At 67.9% G+C, this 16,905-nt stretch carries 14 protein-coding genes; 11 read left to right on the forward strand and 3 right to left on the reverse strand.

The features are described 5' to 3' along the window. Window positions 1-156 precede the first annotated feature (156 nt). The 5 genes from M9945_RS13505 to M9945_RS13525 all read left to right on the forward strand — a co-directional run bounded on the left by M9945_RS13505 (window position 157) and on the right by M9945_RS13525 (window position 6,783). Window positions 157-1,038 carry a branched-chain amino acid ABC transporter permease gene (locus tag M9945_RS13505; RefSeq protein ID WP_367930044.1) on the forward strand — a complete coding sequence of 294 codons (882 nt, stop codon included), beginning with the start codon at window positions 157-159 and terminating at the stop codon, window positions 1,036-1,038. 23 nt (window positions 1,039-1,061) lie between these two features. Next, window positions 1,062-2,783, forward strand: a complete 1,722-nt coding sequence (locus M9945_RS13510) for a branched-chain amino acid ABC transporter ATP-binding protein/permease (protein WP_367945028.1) — start codon at window positions 1,062-1,064, stop codon at window positions 2,781-2,783. Continuing rightward, window positions 2,776-3,471, forward strand: coding sequence for an ABC transporter ATP-binding protein (locus M9945_RS13515; RefSeq protein ID WP_367930046.1), 696 nt, complete (start codon window positions 2,776-2,778; stop codon window positions 3,469-3,471). Before M9945_RS13510 ends, M9945_RS13515 begins: the two co-directional genes overlap by 8 nt. 37 nt (window positions 3,472-3,508) lie before the next feature. Further along, a complete protein-coding gene (locus tag M9945_RS13520; protein WP_367945029.1) occupies window positions 3,509-4,390 on the forward strand; it encodes an SDR family NAD(P)-dependent oxidoreductase in 882 nt (293 codons plus the stop codon). A gap of 188 nt (window positions 4,391-4,578) precedes the next feature. Then, window positions 4,579-6,783, forward strand: coding sequence for a methyl-accepting chemotaxis protein (locus M9945_RS13525; protein ID WP_367945030.1), 2,205 nt, complete (start codon window positions 4,579-4,581; stop codon window positions 6,781-6,783). 13 nt (window positions 6,784-6,796) lie between these two features. Here the strand turns inward: M9945_RS13525 and M9945_RS13530 are convergent, their stop codons facing one another. The 3 genes from M9945_RS13530 to aceA form a co-directional block, all read right to left on the reverse strand. After that, window positions 6,797-7,228 carry a response regulator gene (locus M9945_RS13530; RefSeq protein ID WP_367945031.1) on the reverse strand — a complete coding sequence of 144 codons (432 nt, stop codon included), beginning with the start codon at window positions 7,226-7,228 and terminating at the stop codon, window positions 6,797-6,799. A 250-nt stretch (window positions 7,229-7,478) separates the two neighbouring features. After that, a complete protein-coding gene (locus M9945_RS13535; protein WP_367930050.1) occupies window positions 7,479-7,739 on the reverse strand; it encodes a hypothetical protein in 261 nt (86 codons plus the stop codon). A gap of 46 nt (window positions 7,740-7,785) precedes the next feature. Then, on the reverse strand, window positions 7,786-9,075 hold the full coding sequence (aceA, locus tag M9945_RS13540; RefSeq protein ID WP_367930051.1) for an isocitrate lyase: 1,290 nt from the start codon (window positions 9,073-9,075) through the stop codon (window positions 7,786-7,788). Between the two features lie 260 nt (window positions 9,076-9,335). Between aceA and M9945_RS13545 the strand changes: the two genes are divergently transcribed. From M9945_RS13545 to M9945_RS13570, 6 genes are all read left to right on the forward strand, one after another. Next, a complete protein-coding gene (locus M9945_RS13545) occupies window positions 9,336-10,754 on the forward strand; it encodes a short-chain fatty acyl-CoA regulator family protein (protein ID WP_367930052.1) in 1,419 nt (472 codons plus the stop codon). 133 nt (window positions 10,755-10,887) lie between these two features. Beyond that, a complete protein-coding gene (locus M9945_RS13550; protein ID WP_367945032.1) occupies window positions 10,888-11,829 on the forward strand; it encodes a DMT family transporter in 942 nt (313 codons plus the stop codon). Between the two features lie 272 nt (window positions 11,830-12,101). Next, entirely contained in the window at window positions 12,102-13,352 is a 1,251-nt protein-coding gene (locus M9945_RS13555; protein WP_367945033.1) for a glutamine synthetase family protein, read from the forward strand. A gap of 132 nt (window positions 13,353-13,484) precedes the next feature. Beyond that, window positions 13,485-14,585 (forward strand): polyamine ABC transporter substrate-binding protein, encoded by a 1,101-nt coding sequence (locus M9945_RS13560; RefSeq protein WP_367945034.1) that lies wholly within the window; start codon window positions 13,485-13,487, stop codon window positions 14,583-14,585. 185 nt (window positions 14,586-14,770) lie between these two features. Further along, on the forward strand, window positions 14,771-15,910 hold the full coding sequence (locus M9945_RS13565; RefSeq protein ID WP_367930056.1) for an ABC transporter ATP-binding protein: 1,140 nt from the start codon (window positions 14,771-14,773) through the stop codon (window positions 15,908-15,910). A gap of 16 nt (window positions 15,911-15,926) precedes the next feature. Then, on the forward strand, window positions 15,927-16,901 hold the full coding sequence (locus tag M9945_RS13570; RefSeq protein ID WP_367945035.1) for an ABC transporter permease subunit: 975 nt from the start codon (window positions 15,927-15,929) through the stop codon (window positions 16,899-16,901). Window positions 16,902-16,905 lie beyond the last annotated feature (4 nt).

The raw sequence follows: 16,905 nt of genomic DNA on the forward strand, positions 1-16,905 counted from the left end.
AGCCGGACGGAATCGTCCGGCGTCGCACGAATGCGGCTTGGGAAACCAGGCTGGAGCAGCGGAACAGCGTTCGCCAGAACGCCCGCGGCTCCAGCACCCGGCCGACGACAGGAAGGCGCGGCAGCCGGCCTGCCGGCCTTCCGACAGGGGAAAGCTGTGATCGACGAGCTTGCTTTCATCGCCATGCGGGGGCTTGGCCTCGGCGCGATATTCGCGCTGATCGCCATCAGCCTCAACGTGATCTACCGCGCGACGCACGTCCTCAACTTCGCGCAGGGCGGGATGCTCGTGCTGGGCGGGCTCGTCGGCGTACAGTTCTCGCAGGCCGGATATTTCGGGGCGTGGTGGCTGGTCGGGCTAGTGGTTGCGGCGCTGGCGCTCGCCGTGGTCATGGCGGTGCAGGGCGCGATCACGCTCTATCCCCTGCGTCATTCGACCGAGCAGCAATCGTGGCTGATCACGACGCTCTCCGTCTCCATCATCATCGGCGCGCTGCTTCTCCTGACGCTCGGCCCGTGGTCGGCCGAGTATGGCGGCCCGGTGCCGTCGTTCCAGTTCCTTGGGATGTACACGCAGCTTCCCTATCTCGTCATGCCGTGCCTCGCGGTGGCGTGGTTCGTGGCGCTGCGCATCTATTTCAGCCGCTTTCTCGGAGGGCTGGCCCTCAGCGCCCTGTCGCAGGACCTCGAGGCGGCGGCCGCCGCCGGCCTGAAGGTGCGCCGGTTGCAGATCCTCTCCTTCGCCATCAGCGGGCTCGTCGTCGGCAGTGCGGGCTATGCCGCCGCCCCGATCATCTCGATCACGCCGGAGGCGGGGCTGCGCTACGTCATCTCGGGCTTCGTCGTCGCGGTCGTCGGCGGCATGGGCAACATGACCGGCGCCATCGTCGCCGGGCCGATCATCGGCATCATCTCCATGGTGGCGACCTACCAGTTCGGCGGGCAATACCAGGGATACGTCTCCCTGATCATCCTTACGCTGATGCTCCTCGTGCGGCCGAGCGGCCTGTTCGGCGCGCATATGGCGCGGCGTTTCTGATCAACCCGAGTTCTGGACCGGCGATGCGCTCGACACGAAAATCGGAGACCATCCAGCTTGTCGCCGCGATCGCGTGCATCCTTGCCACGGGTCTGCTGCCGGACATGCTGGGCAGCGGCTACTGGAGCTACAGCTTCCAGTTCGTCAACATCCTCATCGCCGTCGCCGTCGCGCAGAACTTCCTGTTGCAGGACGCCAACCAGGTTTCCTTCGGACAGGGCGCGATCTTCGGCGCCGGCGCCTATGCGGCGGCCATGGCGCTGTCGCTCTACGGGCTGCCGTGGATCGTCGCCTTCCTCTGCGCCACGGCCGCGGGCGCGCTGGCGGGGCTGATCTACGCGCTGCCGGCGCTGCGGGTTCAGGGCTACTATCTCGGCTTCGTCACGTTGAGCGCGGGGATGGTGTTTCCCGAGCTCCTGTTCACCTTCGACAGCTACACCAACGGCATCAACGGCATCTCGACGCCGGCCGGCGCATGGAAGCAGCCGCTCTTCGCCGGGCTGACGCCGCTGTCGCTGGCCTGCGCGCTCGCGGCCTGCGCTGCCGTCGCCGGCCATCTCCTGCTGCGCCGTTCCCCGGCCGGCCGCCTCGTGCGCGTCGCCGGCGCGAGCCCGGAATCGGCGCAGACGCTGGGCCTGAGGCCGGGCCTGATCCGCAGCATCGTCTTCTGCGGCACCTGCGCGGCGACGGGCGCGGCGGGGGCGCTCTACCCGCCGATCGTCGGCTTCGTCAGCCCGGCGGCGTTTCATCTCGAGCTGTCGGTCCTGATCTTCCTTTCGGTCATCGTCGGCGGGCGCGGGCAGGTGTTCGGACCGCTGGCCGGCATCTATCTGCTCTACCTTTTGCCCAACGTGCTGCTGGTCGACCTGATCGACTACCGCCTGCTCGCCTACGGCACCCTGGCGCTGCTGGTCATGCTCGTCCTGCCGGACGGCATCGTCGGCTCCTTCGACCGCGGGCTGCGCCGCAGGGCAGGGGCGCAGGAGCTCGATTTCGGCCTGGCGACGCTGCCGCTTCCCGCCGGCTCCCCGCGCGCCGGCGAGGTCGCGATCTCCATCCGAGACGCCAGCAAGTCGTTCGGCGCGGTGCGGGCGATCGAGAATGTCAGCGTCGAGGTTCCGGCCGGGCGCATCGTCGGGCTGGTCGGCGCCAACGGCTCCGGCAAGACCTCGCTCATCAACGCCATCACCGGCTTCAGCCGGCTGGACAAGGGCACGATCTCGGTCTTCGGCCGGCCGATCGCCGGCAAGAGTCCGTCGATGATCGCCCGGATGGGGATCGGCAGGACGTTCCAGACCCCGCGCATCTTCGACACGCTGTCCGCCTACGAGAACGTCTCGGTCGGCGCGGAGGCCCGCGGCATCGGCACCGGCGGCGACGCCTCGCTGGAGCAGCTGCGCGCGCAGCTGGCCGGCGCCGACATCGACATCATCCCGCACGGCCAGCGGCGGTCGATCGAGGTGCTGCGCGTGTTGCAGACCGGGGCCGAGATCATCCTGCTGGACGAGCCGGCGGCGGGCCTGTCGCATGCGGAGCGCGAAGGGCTCCAGACCCTGCTGCTGCGGCTCAGGGACGAGGCGGGGCGCACCATCGTCATCGTCGAGCACGACCTCAACCTTGTCTGGCGCGTGGCCGACGAGGTGGTGGTGATGGAGAGCGGGCGCGTCATCGCCAGCGGTGCGCCGGCGGAGGTCGCCCGCAACCCGCAAGTCAGCAAGCTGTTCGTGAGCGTGTCCCATGCTTGAGGTCGTCGGCCTGCATTCCGGCTACAACCGCGTCCCGGTCCTGCGGGACGTCGGGCTCGCCGTCTCGCCGGGCGAGATCCTGCTGGTCGCCGGCGAGAACGGCGCCGGCAAGTCGACCCTGCTGCGGACCATCGGCGGCTTCATCCGGCCGACGGCCGGCAGGGTGGTGCTTTCGGGCCGCGACATCGCCGGCATGAAGCCGGAACGGATCGCGGCGGCGGGGCTGCGCCTCGTCCTCGACGGGCACCGGGTGTTTCCCGAGATCAGCGTCTGGGACAATCTGCGCCTCGGCGCGGCGATCAGGGCCGACCGGGCGGGGTTCGATGCGCAGGTCGCCCGCGTCTTCGAGGTGTTCCCGATCCTCGGGGAGCGGCGCCGGCACATGGCGCGTGACCTGTCGGGCGGCCAGCAGCAGATGCTGGCGCTCGGCCAGGCGTTCATGGCGCAGCCGAAGGTGCTCCTGTGCGACGAGCCGTCGCTCGGGCTGGCGCAGGCGCTCCTGCCGCCGATCATGGAATTCCTGCGCAGCTGGGCCGCATCGGGCGCCGCCGTGGTCATCGTCGAGCAGCACATCGACATCGCGCTGCCCTATGCAGACCGCGCGGTGGTCCTCGACCGGGGCGAGGTGAAGCTCGCCTGCGCGGCGTCCGAGCTGAAGGAACGGCTGGGCGCTGGCCGCGAGCAATAGGGCTGTCCGTTGATATTGAACCGGAGAACGGGATCGCATGACCTGGCTTGAGGGAAAGACGATCGTCATGACCGGGGCGGGACGTGGTATCGGCGCCGCCACCGCGCGTCTCGCCGCGTCGTACGGCGCGCACGTCGTGGTCAACGACCGCGACGCCGCCGAGGCCGAAGCGGTCGCAAGGGCGATAGGCGAGGCCGGCGGGACCGCCGTCTCCCATCCCGGCGACATCACCGACTGGGCGGCTGCGCGCGAGCTGGTGATGCGGGCGGTGGCCGAGTGGGGCCGGCTGGACGGCCTGTTCAACAATGCCGGCCTGTTCCGCATGGCGCGGATCGAGGAGCTCGACGAGGCGTCGGTGCGCGCCCATCTCGAGGTGAACGTCCTCGGCTCCTTCGCCTGCGCCGTCCATGCGGCGCGGCAGATGCTCGCCCAGGGCAAGGGCGGGGCGATCCTCAACGTCTCGTCGGGCGCGCAGATGGGCCTGCCGGCCATGAGCGCCTATGGCGCGTCGAAGGGCGCGATGGCCTCCGCCACCTATGCCTGGGCGACGGAGCTGCGCGAGGCCGGCATCCGGGTGAACGCGCTGTCGCCGATGGCGGCGACGCGGATGATGGACGAAGCCGAGCGCTATCTCGGCGCGCCCGTGTCCAGCGTTCCGGCCGAGTTCAACGCCCCGGTCGCCTGCTATCTGCTGTCGGATGCCGCGAGCGGCGTCACCGGGCAGGTGGTGCGGATCGAGGGCCGCGTCCTTTCGCTCGCCGTCCATCCCGGCATCGCATTGCCGACGCTTGAAGGCGAATGGGATTTCGAGACGGTCGCGGACGCGTTCCGGACGGATCTCGGGCGCAGGCAGTTCCCCTCGGGCACGGTCGGCATGACGGTCGAGATCGGTGGAAACGCGTCGCGGACCTGGGACTGAGGCTCGGCCCTTCCGCCTTCCTGTTTGCGAAATCGCAAACCCGGATCGGAAATACCCCTCCGGCTCCGGCGAAGCGCCCGGCCGGGCGGCGGTCATTAATCGTTCCTTCATCGCGAGACGGGGACATGGCCCCGACGCATGATGCGCCGCTTCCCAAGGCATGACGCCCGGCATTCCCGGAGGTTTCCATGCGTATCACCGACATTTCCATCAATCGGCGCCTGTGGACCGCCGTGCTGCTGCCGCTTGCCGCGATGGGATACCTCGCCGCCACCCAGATCGGCGGCATGTGGACCTCGTACCGGCACATGCAGCAGATCGTCGTGGTCAGCGAGAGCGTCGGGCTGGTCGGCGACGCGGTCCACCTGCTTCAGGTGGAGCGGGGGCTGAGCGCGGGATATCTCGGCGCGTCCGGCGCGGCCGCGCGGGCGGACCTCGAGCGGGCGCGCGCCAACGCGGACGCTGCGCTGGAAAAGGTCGGCGGCGTTTCGCGGTCGGAAGCGGTTCTCGGCGACGACGCGCTTGCGCGGCAGGTCCGCAGCCTCGAGGCGAAGCTCGCGCTGCTTGCCGAGGCGCGCAGCGCCATCGACAGGCGAGCCTTCACCACGGCGCAGTCCTTCACCGCCTACACCGACACGATCGGCAGCATGGTCGGGCTCGCGCGCGACCTGTCGATGAAGGGCGTGGAATCGAAGATCGCCTCGCGGATCGTCGCCTACAACCAGCTGATGCAGGCCAAGGAGATCGCCGGGCAGGAGCGGGCGACCGGCGCCGGCTTCATCGGCTCGGAGCGGGTCGACCCCGCCCGCCTCGTCGACTTCGCCCAGATGGGCGGCGCGCAGGCGGCGCTGCTCGACAATTTCGTTTCGCTGCATGAGCCGGAGAACCGCCCCGCCATGGAGGCCGGCCTCGCCGTGCCCGTGCTGGAGGAGATCGAGGCGACGCGCAACGAGATCATCGTCGGCGGCGCCGGCGCGACGCTGCCCGGGCTCGACGGCGGCCGGTGGTTCGCGGCGACGAGCGAGCGCATCGACGCCATGAAGGAGATCGAGAACCGGACCCTCGAACAGATCGCGACGCTTGCGGCGGCCGATGCGGCCGACGCGCTCTCCGATCTCAAGGTCATCGCCGCGCTGTGCATCGTCGGCGGCCTGATGATGATCGCGCTTTCCAGCCTCATGACGATGACCATCGTCAGGCCGCTGGACCGGCTGGTCGAGGCGATGCGCGCGCTCGCGGCCGGGGCGCTCGAAGAACGGGAGATCGGCGGCGGCCGCAAGGACGAGATCGGCGACATGGCGCGCGCCGTCGAGGTGTTCCGCCTCGCCGCGATCCGCAACGCCGAGCTGGAGGAGGAAGCCGAGGCGGCGCGCCGGCAGGCCGAGGCGGAGCGGCTGGAAACCCAGCGCCGGGCGGCGGCCGAGGCGGAAGCGCGGCTGAGCGAAGCGACGGGGACGCTGGCGGCAAGCCTGCGCCGGCTCGCGGCCGGCGACCTGCTGTGCGAGATCGGCGAGACGTTCGCGCCGCAGTTCGAGGCGCTGCGGCACGATTTCAACGCTTCGGTCGGCCAGCTGCGCGACACTCTGCTCGGCGTCGAGCAGGCGGTCGGCACCGTCAATGGCGGCGCGGGCGAGATCTCCTCGGCGTCGGACGAATTGTCGCGGCGCACCGAGCAGCAGGCCGCGTCGCTGGAGCAGACGGCCGCGGCGCTGGAACAGATCACCGCCAATGTGACGGCGACGTCGCAGCGCTCGGCCGAGGCGCGCGAGGTGACGCGCGCGGCGCACGGCAAGGCCGAGCATTCCGGCGACGTCGTGCGCGACGCGGTGGCGGCCATGGAGCGGATCGAGGGCGCGTCGCGCCAGATCACCCGGATCATCGGCGTCATCGACGAGATCGCCTTCCAGACCAATCTGCTCGCGCTCAATGCCGGGGTCGAGGCGGCGCGCGCCGGCGAGGCGGGCAGGGGCTTCGCCGTGGTGGCGCAGGAGGTGCGCGAGCTCGCGCTGCGCTCGGCGACGGCCGCGCGCGAGATCAAGTCGCTGATCGAGAACGCCGAGGTCGCCGTGACCGAGGGCGTGCGGCTGGTTTCCGACACCGGGCGTGGCCTTGCGCAGATCGTCGATCTGGTGATGGAGGTGAACGCGCAGATGGAGGAGATCGCCACCGCCGCGCGCGAGCAGTCGACCGGGCTTTACGAGGTCAACACCGCCGTCAACCACATGGATCAGGCGACGCAGCAGAACGCGGCGATGGTCGAGCAGCTGAGCGCGGCCGGCGAGGGGCTGGCGCAGGAAAGCGCCTCGCTGACGCAGGTTCTGGCGAGATTCAGGCTGAGGTCGGCGGACGATGCGGGGCAGGACTATGCGGAGCCGCAACGCCTGAGCGCGTGAGGCCGGGGCCGGATCAGCCGGAATGCAGTTGCTGCAGATCGCGGATCATGTCCTGCATGACCGGTTGCAGCGTGTCGGGCATGATCGGCTTGGCGATGATGGCGTCGACGGCGCTTTCCCTGTCCGGATCGGGGGTGCGGTGGTTGGACAGGAGGATCACCAGCGGCGCGCGGCGGCCCGAGACCGGGCGGCGCAGGCGGTCGAGCGCGTCGATAAACGGGTCGCATTCGCCGTTGTCCGCGCCGCCGTCGAGGACGACGAGGATCGGCAGCGGGTCGGAAAGCGCGGTCCCGGCCTGATCCGGCGTCGTCGAGACGACCCGGAAGCCTGCGCGCTCGCCGATGCGGGACACGACGACCCGGTTGACGGGAGAGGACCCCACGACCAGCACCAGCCCGAAATCGAGCGCCGAACCGTCTGCATTGTCGTTCGTTGAATTCTGCATCGATTCTTCCGATTGGAAAGACCATGGGAACGAGAATTCGAAGGGGCGAGTGCTTGTTCTTGATATGACTGCTTCTGTCAAGTCTAAAGCGTGTCGCAAACTTCCGGTTCGCTTCCTGCGCTTTCGTTCCTTGCTGACGCATGTCTTTGTCCCGAAGCCGTTTCCCGCTTTCGGAAGACATGCGTCGGGCGGCAAGAACGAAAAAGGCGGCGCCGGAGCGCCGCCTTTTCTTCGTCGGATGATCGGGCCTTCAGGCTTCGTCGCCGCCGCCCATGCCGGCCGCGTTGGCGACGACGACCGGAATGAGGAGGTCGCCCCAGTTTCCGTCGCCGCCGTGGTGGCGCGCCGAGCGCACCAGTTCCACCGACACGCCGGCCTCGACCGCTTTCATCACCGACTGGTTCAGCCGGTGCAGGTCGTTCGCCACCATGCGGATGACGGCCTGCTGATCGCTGTTCATGGCCGAGGACTGCTCCTCCGCACGTTCCTTGACGCGGGTCTTGGGCGACATGGGTTTTCTCCTTTGCCTTCTGGCCTTGAGCCTTGCTGGCCGGACCTTATTCCGCCGCCGGGCGGAACTGTTCGGTCTCGGTCGATTCCTTCATTGCGGTGGTCGACGACTGGCCGCCGGTGATGGCCAGCGACACGGCGTCGAAATAGCCGGTGCCGACCTCGCGCTGGTGCTTGGTCGCGGTGTAGCCGACGGCCTCCGCCGCGAACTCGGCTTCCTGAAGCTCCGAATATGCCGCCATCTGGCGATCCTTGTAGCCGCGGGCCAGCTCGAACATGCCGTAGTTCAGCTGGTGGAACCCGGCCAGGGTGATGAACTGGAACTTGTAGCCCATCGCGCCCAGCTCCTTCTGGAACTTCGCGATCGTCGCGTCGTCGAGGTTCTTCTTCCAGTTGAAGGAGGGCGAGCAGTTGTAGGCCAGCTTCTTGCCCGGATGCGCCTTCTGCACGGCCTCGGCGAACTTCCGCGCCTGTTCGAGGTCCGGCTTGCCGGTCTCCATCCAGATCAGGTCGCAATAGGGGGCATAGGCGATGGCGCGCGCGATACACGGCTCGATGCCGTTCTTGACCTGATAGAAGCCCTCGACCGTGCGGCCGGCGTCATGGTCGACGAAGGGCTGGTCGCGCTCGTCGATGTCGGAGGTCAGGAGCTTGGCGGCCTCGGCGTCGGTGCGGGCGATGATCAGCGTCGGCACGCCCATCACGTCGGCGGCGAGGCGCGCGGCGGTCAGGTTGCGGATGTGCGCCTGCGTCGGGATCAGCACCTTGCCGCCGAGATGGCCGCACTTCTTCTCCGAAGCGAGCTGGTCCTCGAAATGGACGCCCGCGGCGCCGGCCTCGATGAAGGCCTTCATGATCTCGAAGGCGTTGAGCGGGCCGCCGAAGCCGGCTTCGGCGTCGGCGACGATCGGCGCGAACCAGGTGTCGACCGACAGGCCCTTGCCTTCGGAAACCTCGATCTGGTCGGCGCGCTGGAGCGTGCGGTTGATGCGCCTGGCCAGCTCCGGCGCGGCGTTGGCCGGGTAGAGCGACTGGTCGGGATACATGGCCGAGGCGGTGTTGGCGTCGGCGGCGACCTGCCAGCCGGAGAGGTAGATCGCCTTCAGGCCGGCGCGCACCATCTGCATCGCCTGGTTGCCACTGAGCGCGCCGAGCGCGTTGACGAAGGGCTCCTCGTCGATCAGCTTCCACAGGCGGTTGGCACCGTTCTCGGCCAGCGTGTGCCGGATCTGGACCGAGCCGCGCAGACGCTTGACGTCCTCCGGCGAATAGGGGCGCTGGATGCCTTCATAGCGGCCTTCCGGGGCGGACGGGACGAGATTGTAAAAATCGGTCATAGTGACTCTCCTGCAAACTGGTTCTGGCCGGCGGATCGCATGGGAGCTGCGATCCCGATGTGACCTCGTTTACATTGCACTGCCGAAAAGAACGAGGAAAATGGCAAATTGGTTCAGAAAATTCGGGAAAACCTGTGTTGCGTTTGACATCGGCTGCTTGTAAAATTGTCGAGATTGTAAAAGCGGGATCGACGTACGTTTTGTAAAATCCGGTCAATCCCGCGTTTTTCGCCCTCTTTTCTGCGTGAAAGCCGAAACGCATGGCCGAACAGAAGATCTTCGCCGGGCCGCGCATCCGCCGCATCCGCAACGCCAAGGGGCTGACCCAGACGGCGATGGCCGAGGGGCTGGGCATCTCGCCGTCCTATCTGAACCTGATCGAGCGCAACCAGCGGCCGCTGACCGTTCAGCTCATCCTCAAGCTCGCCTCCGTCTACCATGTCGAGCCCGAGGAACTGCAAGCCGAGGGGACGGGCTCCATCGCGGCGCTGCGCGAGGTGTTCTCCGACCCGCTGCTGGCGGGCGAATTGCCGGGCGACCAGGAGCTGGTCGAGATATCCGACGCCGCGCCCAACGCGTCGGCCGCGGTCATCAAGCTCTACCGCGCCTATCGCGAGCAGGCGGAGCGCCTCTCCGATCTGTCCGAGCTGCTGGCGCGCGAGGGGCGGGCGACGACGCTGTCCTCGGCGCGCCTCCCCATCGACGAGGTGCGCGAGACGTTCGAGCGCCGGGCGAACTGGTTCCCGGCACTGGAGGAGGAGACGGAGGCCTTCGCCCAGCTTCTCCAGCCCGGCGACGACCTCTACGGTGCACTCAAGGGCTGGCTGAAGCGCGAGCACGGCATCGTCGTCAAGGTGCTGCCGGTCGCGACCATGCCCAACTGGCGCCGCCGCTACGACCGGCACTCGCAGCGCCTGTTCATCTCCGAGCGGCTGTCGCCCTTCGACCAGCTGCGCGAGGTGGCGATGGAGGCGTGCCTCATCCGCTGCCAGGTGGCGGTGGCGGCCGAGGTCAAGGCGCTGAAGCTGTCGTCGGACGAGGCGCGGCGTCTCGCCCGCTTCGAGCTCGGCCGCTACGCCGCCCACGCGCTGATGATGCCCTATGGCGCCTTCCTCGCCGCGGCGCAGCGCGCGCGCTACGACATCGACGTGCTGCGCTCGCGCTTCGGCGTCTCCTTCGAGCAGGCGGCGAACCGGCTGACGATGATGCAGAAGCCGGGCGCGGCGGGTGTGCCGTTCTTCATGCTGGAGGCCGACAATGCCGGCAACCGCTTCCGCCGCGCCGGCGCGGGAGGGTTCCCGCATGCCCGCTTCGGCGGCGGCTGCCCCAAGCTCGCGGTGCATGCGGCCTTCGCCCAGCCGGGGCAGATCCTGGTCGAGGCGGTGGAGATGCCGGACGGCGCGGCGTTCCTGACCATGGCGCGCACGCTGGAGGGGCCGCAGGGCGCGTTCGCCGAGCGGCCGCGCCGCACGGCGGTGCTGATCGGCTGCGACATCGGCTTCAGGGACGAGGTCGTCTATGCCGCGGCGCTGCCGGCGAACGAGAAGGCCGTCGCGATCGGCCCGGCCTGCCGGCTGTGCGAGCGCACCGGGTGCCTCGCGCGCATCGAGCCGCCGGTGACGCGCCCGCTCGGGCTGGACGAGATGGCGACTGGTCTGTCGGCCTTCGATTTCCAGTAGCCGCCCGCGCCACCGCGAGGTGCCCTAACGGGATTGCGGCGCTGGATCACGCAAAGCGGGGCGATTGCTTCTAGCAGCGGAAACAGGCATCACATTCCCAAAGCGCCTCCACCAGTGCCGGAGCCTGACGTCGATGAGCGGTCCTTCCACCACCGGCATATCTTCTCCTGCGCGCGAGGAGCAGACCGGCTACCTGCTCGTTTTCCTCTCGGCCCTCTGCTGGAGCCTCGGCGGCGTCAGCGCCCGCTTCATCGAGGCGCCCGATCCGTGGACGGTGGTGTTCTGGCGCTCGGTCTGGGCGGCCCTGTTCCTGCTCGGCTTCATGCTGTGGCGCGACGGCGCGCGCGGCACGCTCCAGCTCTTTCGCGGCATGGGACTGCCCGGCCTCGCCGTCGCCTGCTGCCTGGCGGTCTCCACCTCGTTCTTCGTGCTGGCGCTGGCGCATACGACCGTCGCTAACATCCTGCTGTTCCAGGCCGGCGGGCCGCTGATCGCGGCGCTGCTGTCTTTCGTCGTGCTCGGGATCAAGGTCTCCGCGGCGACATGGGCGGCCATCGCCGCTGTCATCCTCGGCGTCGGCGTCATGGTCTCGGGCTCGGTTGCCGGCGGCGGCTCGCTGGTCGGCGACGCGCTGGCGCTGGCGATCGTCTTCGCCTTCTCGATCGCCACGGTGCTGATGCGCCGTTTCTCCCACGTGCGGATGACGCCGGCGACCTGTCTCGGCGTCGTCATCGCCGGGGTGCTGGCGTCGACCCAGGCGGGCACGTTCGCCGTCTCGGCCGCCGACATGGGGTTCCTGTTCGCGTTCGGCGCGATCAATCTGGGGCTGGGGCTCGCGCTGTTCGCCACCGGCGCGCGCCTGATCGCGCCGGCCTATACGGCGCTGCTCGCTACCTTCGAGACTCTGCTCGGGCCGGTCTGGGTCTGGCTCGTCCATGGCGAGGTGCCGGCGACGCGCACCTTCATCGGCGGGGCGATCGTCTTCGCGGCGCTTCTGGCGCATATCGGGCTCGAGCTGCGCCGGATGTCACGGCCGCAGCGGCCCGGCCTCACGGGCATGCCGACGCCCCATTGACAGACTTGGGGCGCGCGGGCAGGCTGACCTGATCGAAACAACGAAACAGGTTTATCTTGCCATTTCACCCATCGGACCTAGCAGAGTCCGACGTTAAGACTATTCCAGAAACAAAACGCAAATCCGGACCGGATGCGCAAAAGTCGTCCGCCGACGCCGAAGAGTCCGCAAGGTTCGTCTCTGCCGATCACGAGCGCGAATATCGCGCCTTCGTCGAACAACATCCCGATCTCGAGGCCGTCGAATTCCTGATCGTCGACCCAAACGGCGTCATGCGCGGCAAGTGGGCGCCGGCCGACGCGCTGAAGAAGGCCTTCCAGGAAGGTGTCAACTTCCCGATGTCGCTGCACGGCCTCGACGTGTGGGGCCGCGAGGTCTCTGAAACCGGGCTGCATATCGAAACGGGCGACCAGGACGGGTTCTGCCGGGCGACGCGCGGCACGCTCGCCATCGTGCCGTGGGCCAAGCGCAAGACCGCGCAGGTGCTGCTCCAGACCTTCACGCCCGAGGGCGAGCCGTTCATGGCCGACCCGCGGCAGGTGCTGAAGAAGAAGGTCGCCGAGGTCAACGAGAAGGGCTTCTTCCCGGTCGTCGCCTTCGAGCTCGAATTCTACCTGCTCGACCCCGAGACCGACTGGGACGACGGCATGCCGGCGCCGGTCGGCGCCATGGCCGGGCCGGACCGGCTGCGCATGTACGGGCTCGACGACCTTGCCGAGCATGCCGACCTCTTCGACATGATCCGCGACGCGGCCGCGGCGCAGAGTCTGCCGATCGACACCATCATCAAGGAAGCCGCGCCCGGCCAGTTCGAGGTCAACCTCAAGCATCGCGCCGACCCGCTCAAGGCGGCCGACGACGTCATCCTGCTCCGGCGCATCGTCATGGGCTGCGCCCGTGCCCACGGGCTGACCGCAACCTTCATGGCCAAGCCCTTCCTCGAATATGCCGGCAACGGCATGCACGTCCACGCCTCGGTGCTGGATGCGAACGGCGACAACATCTTCGCCGGGGCGGAAGGGCGGCCGCGGCTCGAATCCGCCGTCGCCGGCCTGCTGAAGACCATGCCGGAATCGCTGCTGCTGTTCATCAACACCTGGAACGGCTTCCGCCGTATCACCCCCGGCTCCTACGCGCCGACGCGCGCTGTCTGGGCCGAGAACAACCGCTCGGTCGCCCTGCGCATCCCGGTCTCCAACGAGGAGAACCGCCGCGTCGAGCATCGCATCGCCGGGGCCGACGCCAACCCCTATCTGGTGATGGCGGCGCTGATCCAGGGCATGGTCGAGGGCATCGAGAAAAAGGCGGTGCCGCCGCCGCAGGTGCAGGGCAACGCCTATGAGGACGAGGGGCTGTTCCTGCCGGACGACATGGACGACGCGCTCCAGCTCATGGAAAGGAGCCGTTTCATCGACCGGGCGCTGGGGCCGCTGCTGGCCAAGGTCTACAAGGACCTGAAGCGGGCGGAAATCCTCGCTTTCTGGGGTGAGATCACGCCGCTCGAACGCACCACCTATCTGTGAAGCGCCTTCGCTTTTTCCCGCTTGTGGGGATGCGAAAACGCCAATAGGCTTCCACCGATCGACCGCGTTCCGGCATGCCTTTCCGGGGCCGGGCCAGAGCCGGGAACCAAGAGTTCGACAGAGGAGAATACCATGATCCGCAAGGCATTCCTGCTTTCCGCCGCATCCGCCGCAGCCATCGTGCTGGCCGGCGCGGCCAGCGCGCAGGACCGTGTCGTCAACGTCTACAACTGGTCGGACTATATCGACGACTCGATCATCCAGGAATTCACCGCCAAGACCGGCATCCGCGTCGTCTACGACGTCTACGATTCCAACGAGATCCTCGAGACCAAGCTCCTGGCCGGCGCGTCGGGCTACGACGTCGTCGTGCCGACGGCGAGCCCGTTCATGGTGCGCCAGATCGAGGCGGGCGTCTATCAGAAGCTCGACAAGTCCAAGCTGCCGAACCTGAAGAACATGTGGGACATGGTCGCGGAGCGCACCGCGCTCTACGACCCGGGCAACGAATACTCCATCAACTACATGTGGGGCACCGTCGGCATCGGCTACAACGTCCAGAAGGTGCAGGAGGCGCTCGGCGTCGACGAGATCGATTCCTGGGCGACCGTGTTCGACCCCGAGCAGATCGCCAAGCTGTCGAGCTGCGGCGTCTACTTCCTCGATTCGCCGACCGACGTCGTGCCGACCGTGCTGAAATATCTCGGGCTCGATCCCAACGGCAAGGAGCCGGAGAACCTCGCCAAGGCCGAGGAGGTGCTGCTCGCCGTGCGCCCCCACGTGCGCAAGTTCCACTCCTCGGAGTTCATCAACGCGCTCGCCAATGGCGACATCTGCGCGGCCATCGGCTGGTCGGGCGACGTGTTCCAGGCGGCCGACCGCGCGGCCGAGGCCGACCAGGGCGTCGAGGTGGCCTATGTCGTGCCGAAGGAAGGCGCGCAGATGTGGTTCGACCAGCTCGCCATCCCCGCCGACGCCAAGAACGTCGATGAGGCGCACGAATTCCTGAACTACCTGATGGAGCCGGAAGTCATCGCCAAGGCGACGAACTATGTCTACTACGCCAACGGCAACAAGGCGTCGCAGGAATTCGTCGACGACGAGATCGTCGAGGACCCGGCGATCTACCCGGACGAGGAGACGCTGAAGAACCTGTTCACCGTCCAGCCTTACGACCAGCGCACCCAGCGCCTCTTGACGCGGAGCTGGACGAAGATCGTCACCGGCCAGTAAGGCCCCAAGGTTCCGGCGCCGGCGGGTTTCTCGCCGGCGCCTTTCTTTCCAGTCACCAGGCGTCGAGGCGGTTTCGCGGGCGTAAAGAGGCAGGCCAGCGCGCAACCGGCTTCAGGGATAAAAGCGACAGGCCTTCATGCCGTCCATGAGAAGACGGCGGCGGCTTCGAAACCGGGGAACCTCGCATGAAATCGCTCGGCAGCATCCGCAGGAGCTTCGCGCCGTGGAACGATCCCGGGGCGCGGCCCTTCATCGCTTTCCGCAACGTCACCAAGCAGTTCGGCGATTTCACCGCCGTCAACGACCTGTCGCTCGACATCTACGAGCGCGAGTTCTTCGCCCTGCTCGGCGCGTCGGGCTGCGGCAAGTCGACCCTCCTGCGCATGCTGGCGGGCTTCGAGCATCCGACCTCCGGCCAGATCCTGCTCGACGGGCAGGACCTCGCCGGCATCCCGCCCTACCGGCGGCCGGTCAACATGATGTTCCAGTCCTACGCGCTGTTCCCGCACATGACGGTGGAGGCCAACATCGCCTTCGGCTTGAAGCAGGACGGCATGCCGAAGCCGCAGATCGAGGCGCGGGTGAAGGAGATGCTGAAGCTCGTGCGGCTGGAGCAATTCGCGAAACGCAAGCCGCACCAGCTTTCCGGCGGCCAGCGCCAGCGCGTGGCGCTCGCCCGCTCGGTCGCCAAGCGGCCGAAGGTGCTGCTGCTCGACGAGCCGCTCGGCGCGCTCGACAAGAAGCTGCGCGAGGCGACGCAGTTCGAGCTGATGGACTTGCAGCAGGAGCTCGGCCTGACCTTCGTCGTCGTCACCCACGACCAGGAGGAGGCGATGACCATGGCCGACCGCATCGCCATCATGGACAAGGGCAAGGTGATGCAGGTGGCGACGCCGGCCGAGGTCTACGAGGCGCCGGCCTCGCGCTTCGTCGCCGACTTCGTCGGCAATGTGAACATCCTCGAGGGCACGGTCTCCGAGCGCAGCGGCGCCATCGCCACGATCACCGGCGCCAGCGGCGCGCAGATCAGGGTCGAGAACGCGGGGGAGGCGCAAGCCGGCAGCACCGTCGCCTTCGCCATCCGCCCGGAGAAGATCAAGGTCTCCTCCAAGCGCCCCGAGGGCGCGGCCAACGTCATGGAGGGCGCGATCTGGGACCTCGCCTATCTCGGCGACATGACCGTCTACCACGTCAAGCTGGCCGACGGGCAGGTGGTGACGGCGAGCGCCCTCAACAGCTCGCGCACCGTCGAGGACCCGCTGAGCTGGGACGACACGGCCTGGATTTCCTTCGCGCCGGACGCCGGCGTCGTGCTGACGCGTTAGGTAAGGGGAAGCGGCGATGAGCGGAGCGACCTCGGCGGCGGACGGCAAGGCGGCAACGGCATCACGCGGCGAAGGGGGCGGCGGGCGGCTGCTTGCCGCCATCACAAGCCGTTTCGTCATCCTCGTTCCCTATCTGTGGCTGCTGTTCTTCTTCCTCGTCCCGTTCCTCATCGTCTTCAAGATATCGCTGTCGCAGACGGCGATCGCCATGCCGCCCTACATGCCGACGCTCGACATCGGCGCGGGGTTTTCGGCGCTGATCGAGGGGCTGCGCGAGCTTTCCTTCGACAACTATCTGTGGCTGCTCGACGACGCGCTCTATTTCAACGCCTATGTGTCGAGCGTCGTCATCGCCGCGGTCTCGACCTTCCTGACGCTGCTGGTCGGCTATCCGCTGGCCTACGCCATGGCGCGCGCGCCGGGCTCGATGCGCCCGGTCCTCCTGATGCTGGTGATCCTGCCGTTCTGGACCTCGTTCCTGATCCGCGTCTACGCCTGGATCGGCATCCTGAAGCCGGAGGGGCTGCTCAACCAGTTCCTGATGTGGGTCGGTGTCATCGACACGCCGCTGCTGATCATGAACACCCATACGGCAATCTTCATCGGCATCGTCTATTCCTACCTGCCGTTCATGGTGCTGCCGCTTTACGCGACGCTGGAGAAGATGGACTTCTCGCTGATCGAGGCGGCGCAGGACCTCGGCTGCCCGCCGACCGCGGCGTTCTGGAAGATCACCTTCCCGCTGTCGCTGCCGGGCGTCGTCGCTGGGTGCCTGCTGGTGTTCATCCCGGCGGTCGGCGAGTTCGTCATTCCCGACCTTCTCGGCGGCTCGCAGACGCTGATGATCGGCAAGACGCTGTGGAACGAGTTCTTCGCCAACCGCGACTGGCCGGTGGCCTCGGCGGTTGCGATCATCCTGCTCCTGATCCTCGTCCTGCCGATCATGTTCTTCCAGCGCTCGCAGGCGCTGGCGCAGGAAAAGGGGAGGTAGGGCG

The sequence above is a fragment of the Aquamicrobium sp. genome (assembly GCF_023954335.1).
GTDB lineage: Bacteria > Pseudomonadota > Alphaproteobacteria > Rhizobiales > Rhizobiaceae > Aerobium.